The sequence below is a fragment of the Acrocarpospora catenulata genome, from assembly GCF_018476525.1.
GTDB lineage: Bacteria > Actinomycetota > Actinomycetes > Streptosporangiales > Streptosporangiaceae > Acrocarpospora > Acrocarpospora catenulata.
On the sequence record NZ_JAHCST010000017.1, the window covers coordinates 160,629 to 167,565 of the forward strand.

General features: G+C 68.9%; 7 protein-coding genes. 6 read left to right on the forward strand and 1 reads right to left on the reverse strand.

The window, feature by feature from the left end:
* Positions 1 to 90: 90 nt before the first annotated feature.
* On the forward strand, positions 91 to 537 hold the full coding sequence (locus KIP79_RS20170; RefSeq protein ID WP_214106408.1) for a DUF4145 domain-containing protein: 447 nt from the start codon (positions 91 to 93) through the stop codon (positions 535 to 537).
* 331 nt (positions 538 to 868) lie between these two features.
* Positions 869 to 1,660, forward strand: coding sequence for a hypothetical protein (locus KIP79_RS20175; protein ID WP_214106409.1), 792 nt, complete (start codon positions 869 to 871; stop codon positions 1,658 to 1,660).
* 38 nt (positions 1,661 to 1,698) lie between these two features.
* On the opposite strand, the gene KIP79_RS20180 is transcribed toward KIP79_RS20175, so the two are convergent.
* Complete coding sequence (locus KIP79_RS20180) at positions 1,699 to 3,057, reverse strand: NsdA family TPR-like regulatory protein (protein WP_214106410.1); 1,359 nt, start codon at positions 3,055 to 3,057, stop codon at positions 1,699 to 1,701.
* Between the two features lie 199 nt (positions 3,058 to 3,256).
* On the opposite strand from KIP79_RS20180, the gene KIP79_RS20185 reads away from it, so the two are divergent.
* The 4 genes from KIP79_RS20185 to KIP79_RS20200 form a co-directional block, all read left to right on the forward strand.
* Positions 3,257 to 4,210 (forward strand): glycosyltransferase family 2 protein, encoded by a 954-nt coding sequence (locus tag KIP79_RS20185; protein ID WP_214106411.1) that lies wholly within the window; start codon positions 3,257 to 3,259, stop codon positions 4,208 to 4,210.
* Between the two features lie 27 nt (positions 4,211 to 4,237).
* Positions 4,238 to 5,473 (forward strand): methionine adenosyltransferase, encoded by a 1,236-nt coding sequence (locus KIP79_RS20190; protein ID WP_214106412.1) that lies wholly within the window; start codon positions 4,238 to 4,240, stop codon positions 5,471 to 5,473.
* Positions 5,470 to 6,372 carry a sugar phosphate isomerase/epimerase family protein gene (locus KIP79_RS20195; protein ID WP_214106413.1) on the forward strand — a complete coding sequence of 301 codons (903 nt, stop codon included), beginning with the start codon at positions 5,470 to 5,472 and terminating at the stop codon, positions 6,370 to 6,372. The genes KIP79_RS20190 and KIP79_RS20195 overlap by 4 nt, the downstream gene beginning before the upstream one ends.
* Positions 6,369 to 6,937 (forward strand): Gfo/Idh/MocA family protein (locus KIP79_RS20200; RefSeq protein WP_214106414.1); only part of this gene is annotated, 569 nt, incomplete at its 3' end. The genes KIP79_RS20195 and KIP79_RS20200, both read left to right, overlap by 4 nt.

Sequence of the window (6,937 nt, forward strand, 5' to 3'; positions counted from 1 at the left end):
CGGCCGCCGAGCCGGGGTGATCCCGACATCGGTTCATCCCGAAGAGCGTGGCTTCGCTTGGGAATCATTAGGTTTGCCGAGGGCAACGGCATGCGCGATCCGGTCGAGAGGCGGGTGCTATGGCCCGTACCCTCGCCTCGCGAATTGGACTCTAGTGTTCCCGGCGAAATCAGGGACAGGTTCCTTGAAGGCAGTCGCTGCGAAATCGCGCAAGCTTTCCGCGGTGCTGCCGCAATGTACCGGGCGGCGATTGAAGAGCTGTGCAAGGACCAGGGGGCGACGAAGTACTCGCTCTACGAAAAGATCGACGAACTCTCTGGCCGTCTGGGCCCAGATCTGATCGATGATCTTCATGAGGCGCGGATGCTTGGTAACGACAGCGTCCACCAGGGCCTCATCTACTCAGTTGACGAGGTCGCGGATGTCGCCGAACTGATCATTGAGATTGCCGAACATCTGTACGTCCAGCCAGCCAGGAAGGCAGCGATGCGCCAGAGCCGGGCTCAACGCCGGGCAGCCGCGAACGCCAGTCCCTGAATTCCGGACTGGCACCCAGTTCTCACCGGGACGCAGGTACTTTGTCCGACTGGCGGGCGTCCACGTGTCCGTCAAGCTCTGGGGCTGCCGCCGAGCCCGGCGGCATGGCGACGCATCTCCGCTACCCCGTCGGTGCCCTCGCGCTCGCGGCGCTGCAGCAGCTCCGTCGACACGACCAGATGTGCGAACCGGCCCGCCGGTGTCTCAGGACGGGGAACTCCCGCCACACCTGTGCGCGCACAACGGGCACGGCCAATCAGGTGCCAGACACCCTATTCGCAGCGATATATTGGCATAGCCTCAGAAAACATAGTCCAGGAGAGGCCGCGCCATGGGAGACGAACAGCGAACTGATGCTGACCGCCAGTCGGCGGCCAGAAAACGTATCGCGAAGATGATGATCCGGTACCTGCGATCGAGGAATAGAGACGGTCTCCCACCACTCATATTTAACTACGCCAGCGGGTTGCTACCTTCGAGGGTCGAACGTGAGGCGCTCCTGCGGGCGGAGCTCGACCGGAGGCAAAACGATTTCCAATCGCTCGTAGAGGACGAAATAGAGTACTTTCAGGAAATCATTGACATGAGGACCCCGGAGTCTGGCATCGTACCCGTGCCGGTTGTCCTCTACTTGGATGATGAGACCCCGGCCGAGCAAGTACGGGAGGCTCTGGCTGCCGTACTGGACACCCTCAACCAAGAAATCATCCTCGTCGGCCATCCCATCAAGGGGTCAATATGGCAGGCGTTTATCGCCGCCGTCCGCAGGCAAGCGACTCCTGAGCGTTTGGATAGTACCGCGCACGCCGCGCGGGCTGGCATGCAAGCGCGTCTGTACGGAGAGCCCCAGTCGCAGATCACCAAGGCGACCTCCGAGGCGGTCGCAAGTCTGTTGGATACGCTCAAGGACAACAGTAACGCTCTTATCGCGATCGGCGACATTTTGATTGTGAAGGTCGACGGTGTGCCGCTTGTTCGTCAGCTGACTCCTGAGCAAGTCGATCATCTACAGAAGAATCCGCGGCTGTACACCGATCCTCGACTGGCGCTGAGCATCCTCGATGGCAGCTACGCATCCGTGCAGAATGACACGGACGCAGGCCAACGAGCCGTTTCCCCCTAAATATTCGCCCAACAGCGGCATTGGCAGTCGCGCGCCGGTCAGGCAGTGGCTTCGAGGAATTGGCGAGCTGCCGGAATCTTCCGATGTGGCCCCAGCCGTTTGCGGAAGCCGATGATCGCTCCGCTGGGGCGGGTGGAGTCGACGCCGCCGCTCAACTCGACAGCTTGGAGAGCGATGGCGCATGCCTGCTCGATGTCGCTGAGGGCCAGGTGTGCCTCGGCGGTGCGCGTCAGGTACAACGCGTTGTCCCGGACGGAGCTGTCGGCGGCGTAGCCCGCGGTTTTGGCGGCCTCGAAGAACGTCAGGGCTCGCCGGGGGTCACCGAGGTCGAGTGCGCAGGAGGCGGCGAGCATTTCGAGCTCGCCCTCGGTCATCCAGTAACTCCAGAGGGGATCGTCATCATGGGGGCCGGCCGCGAACCGCTGTCTTGCCGCGTGAAGTTCCGCCAGGCACGCCGTCTTGCCGTGGGGTGTCTTGGACAATGCGCGAGCGTGCCGTACGTGCAGCATCGCCATGACTCGGGCAGTGGTATGGCCTTTTGCTTGGCTAAGAGCGGTCTGGAGCAAAGTGACCGCGTCGACTGGGTCGCCGACCGAATAGGTCTGGATGGCCATGAAGGCCAAAACATTCGCGCCGATCTCCGCATCACCCGCGGTGGCCGAGGCACGTAACGCGGTGACGAAGTACCGTTGGGCGGCCGCGTGCAGTCCCGCGTCGAAATGCTGCCAGCCGCACAGGCGGGCCGCCTCGCAGACCGTCGCGAACAGGCGGCGCCCGGCAGCGCCGTCGTAGATGGTCTCGTGCGCCAGGCTGGTCACCATGCGCAGCTCTGCGGCGGCGATCTTGCGAAGCTCACCGCCGCCGAGCACGTCGTCAAGGTGGCGTAGATCGTCGAGCCGCTGTTCAAGCCGTGCCACCATGCCCACCGTGAGCCGTCGACGGCCCGCGGCCGAGGCGGCCGGGCTCTCGCCGAGTGCGCCCGCCCAGTCCAGGGCCAGGGCACCGAGCGTCGTCCCGCTGGCGATGAGGAACCCTCGTCGATCCATTGATCCTCCCCGCGCGGACGCGGCTAGTGAGGTTACGGTACCCGCTGCGGTCCAGGGGGCATCAAGAAATGCGCGGTCGTCGGGGAAGGCCAGCAGCAGCCAGTCGGGCCAGCCGTGTTCGGTGACAGCGCGGGGGGAAACACCGTGCAGGCTGGCCATCGCGAGTTGCGCGGTCGGCTCGGGAATGGAGACGCCGGACTGCCAGCGGGTCACCTTCTCCCGGCGGACGGCCATCGCGCCGTAACCGAGTTCGCGGTGCCGCCGGTCAACCAGCACGAGGTACTCGGTGGCGGTCAGGCCCAGGTGAGCGAGCACTGCGGCCAGCGGATGCCGGTACGGTCCGTCGGACATGGCGGGCTCCTGGCGCCGGGGGCGTTGCCTGCCCGCTCACCATAACTGGCCCCGCTCGCGGCGAGTATCCGTTCGGCAACAGCAAGGCAACACCTTCCCCGTGGCCGGTACCTCCTGGGCCTGGTGACACTGCCGACATCTGCTCGCGGCCAGGACCAAGCCCGGCCGGGTATCGGGCGGCGCGGCGAAGGGGGACACCATGGACCGGTCGGCTCCGCTGGTGTCGGTCGTGGTCTCCGCACGCGGAAACGGATCAGCCGTGCGGAGCCTGCTGCAGTCCCTGACGATGCAGACGCTGACCGACTTCGACGTGATCATCGTCGACAACGACGCGCGCCGCGATCGCACCATCAGTTCCCTGGTCGCGGCCGGCAACTGGCCGTTCGCGGTCCGGGCGCTGCGCGAGGCCCGTGCCGGGGTCAGCCGAGGACGTAACCGCGGGATGCGCGCGGCCCGCGGCCACTACATCGCCATCACCGACCCGGACATCACCCCCCGGCCCACCTGGCTGCAAGCGCTGGTGTCGGCCGCCATAGAGGAGAAGGCGGCGATCGTCGGCGGCCGGGTGATCACCAGCTACCCCGATGGCATGGCGATCGCGATGGACGGCCCCACCTCCCGGCCGCTGGCCGAGTGCCACGGGCCCGTTGATTGGCCCCCGGGGCGCACCGGCTACGGCTGGCCGTACTGGATCGTCACCGCGAACCTGCTCATCGACCGTCAGGTCCTGCCTGGTCTCGGTTTGCTCCGCGCTGACCTGGGGCGGCGCGGCCGGCTTCCGTTGGACTGCGAGGACCTCGAGTTCGCCGACCGCGCTGTCCAGGCGGGGCTGCGCGTGGTGATCGAGCCGGGCGCGGTCGTCGATCATCCCGTCGGCTATGCCCGGACCCGGCTTGGCTGGTTCCTCGCCCAGGGCATCGGCCACGGGGTCTGTGTGGCCCGGATGCACACCAGCGTCGCCGTGCCGGCACCCGCACTGCGCGCCGACCGGGCCGACATGCTCGACGCGCTGGCCGCCCTGGTGGGCGCCTGGGGGTTCTGGGACCGCGCGTTGCTGGCCGTCGGGCTGCGTGACCTGGCCCGGATCGCCGCCTACCACCTGGAGCGGCGGCGGCTGGCCTGCATGGGCCACACGCTCCTACCGCCCGCGTAACCCATCACCCCGATTAGGAGGATGCACATGCACGTGACGACCGCAACCGGTCTGCCCCCGGCCGACCATGGGCTCGAACTCGTCGAACGCAAAGGCGCCGGCCACCCCGACACTCTGGCCGACGGCGTCGCCGAGGCCGTCTCCCGCGCCTACAGCCGCTACTGCCTGGAGGAGTTCGGCGCGATCCTGCACCACAACAGCGACAAAACCGCGCTGCTCGGCGGCGCCGCCGAGGTGGGTTTCGGTCACGGCGCGTTGACGGCACCGATCACCGCGCTGATCAACGGCCGCTTTACCGCTGCCGTCGGCGACACGCCGATCCTCGTCGAGGAGATCATCGACGAGGCGGTCCGTACGCACCTGGCCGCCGCGCTGCCCCTGCTGGACGTACACCGTGATGTGATGGTGCGGCCGCGTGTCACCCAGGCGTCCAGCCCCGGAGGGGTAGCCGGCGACACCGACCGGCAGCAGGCCGGGCGCCGGTTCTGGTTCGCCCCCCGCAGCCTGGACGACTTGGCCGAGCGGCATCGCCTGTTCGCCAACGACACCTCTGCCGGGGTCGGCTACGCCCCCCTCGGGGTGGCCGAGCTGCTGGCCCTGGGGATCGAGTCGCACCTGTCGAGCGAGACGTTCCGGGCCGCCCACCCCTACTACGGCACCGACATCAAGCTCATGGTGACGCGCTGCGGGCAGCAGGTGCACCTGACCGCCTGCGTGCCGCAGATCGCCCGCCATACCCCGGACCTGGACACCTATGTCGCCCGCCGCGACCAGATGCGTAAGCTGATTCGCGAGGCCGCCGGGCGGATCGCCCCGGAGTACGAGGTGACCGTCGCGCTCAACACCCGCGACGACGACGCCCGCCGCGAGCTGTATCTGACCGCGACGGGCTCATCCCTGGAGTCCGGCGACGAGGGCGTGGTCGGCCGCGGCAACCGCGCCAACGGGCTGATCAGCATGCTGCGCCCTTGGTCGGCCGAGGGCGTTTCCGGCAAGAACCCGGTCTACCACGTCGGCAAGCTCTACAACCTGGCCGCGGCCGAGGCCGCCCAGCGGTTGCACGAGCTGACCGGCCAGGCGTGCGCGGTCGCGCTGGTCTCCCAGTCCGGCCGTGACCTGGCCGACCCCTGGCAGGTCCTCGTGCAGCACTCCGGATCTGGCCCCATCGATTCCGGCCTGGTCACGCAGGTGGTGGGCGAGGTCATGGACGGCCTGGAGGAACTTCGGGCGGCGCTGCTGGCCGGAAAGCTGGCCACCGCATGAGCACCCCTGCCGAACACACTGCGTCGTTCGCCGCTTGCCTGAACCCGGCCACCGTGAGCGGCCTGTCGTTCCCCCAGGTGGCCGAGGCCGCCGCGGCCGCCGGGATCAGCCACATCGAGGCCTCGATTCAGCAGATCACCACCCTGGGCCCGGCTCGGGCCGCCGCCCTGCTTGAGCGGCTCGGCGTCACGGTGGCAGCCGCGTGCGGGCTGCTGCCCGACGGGCCCGTTCTGCCGCATCCGCTGCTTGCCGACGAGGCGACCTACACCCAAGCCTTGACGGGGCTGGCCGACCGGCTGGCGGCTTTCACGGCGATCGGCTGCCGCGTCGCCACCATCGTGGTCAACCCGCGGACCGACCTGGAGCCGTCCGCCGCTCGCGACCTGGCCGCATCCCGGCTGGGCGCCCTGGCTGCGGCCTGCGCCGACCATGAGGTGATGCTCGCGGTCGAACCGGTCGGTGTCCGGGCCGGACTGCCGCCCTCCCTGGACGGCCGTCACGCGTTCATCACCAGCCTGCCGCAGCTGCGCGACTTTCTCGACGGTGTCGGCGATGCGGCCCTGGCCGAGACCGTGGGAGTCTGCGTGGACTCCTTCCACTGGGCCGCATCCGGCGCCGACCCTGCGCACCTGACCGGCCTGGGCCCCTGGCGCATCCTGCACGTGCAACTCGCCGATACCCCCGCCGACGCCTTGGTCCCGGCCTGGACTGACGAGATGCGGGTGTTCCCCGGTGACGGCACGCTGGACTGGCCGGTCTTCAACGGTGCGCTGACCGCGGCCGGCTATTGCGGCCCGGTGTCGGTGGAGCTGTTCAACCCTCACCTGCGTGCCCTGCCGATCGAGGAGATCTGCGCCCGCGCCCATGCGGCCGTGCTCTCCGTGGCTGGCCGGCGATGACCGCCGCCCCGGTCCGGCGGCGGGTGGCCGTCCTCGGCTGCGGCGGTGCCGCGTTGGGCATCCACCTGCCCGCCCTGGCCACCCACCCTGATTGGCAGGTGGTGGCCGTCGCCGACCGCGATCACGAGCGCGCGCAGCACGCGGCCGCCCGCTTCGGCGTCGGCCGAGTGGCCCGCGATACCGCCAGCCTGTTTGAGGGGGCAGACCTGCTGGCGGTGCTGACCGGCGTGCACGAACCGTGGATCGAACAGGCGCTCGCCGCCGGAATGCACGTGTTCACCGAGAAGCCCGTCAGCCTGGACGTGGAGCGCACCCGGCGCCTGCGCCGCCAGGCCGCCCAGGCGGGCGTGCTGCTGGAAGTGGGCGTGATTCGCGCCTTCGATCCAGCCGTCGAGGCCCTGCTGCGGCAGGTACCCGCCGCCGGGCTGCGGGGCGGCTGGCTGGTCAAGGCCGACGGCTGCGACGCTACGGCGCGCCAGGCGTTCCTGCCGCCCGGCGCGGCGCCTTACACCTTCGCCGACGACCCGCCTCAACAGGCCCCGGCCGGGCTCAACCCGGCCGGGCG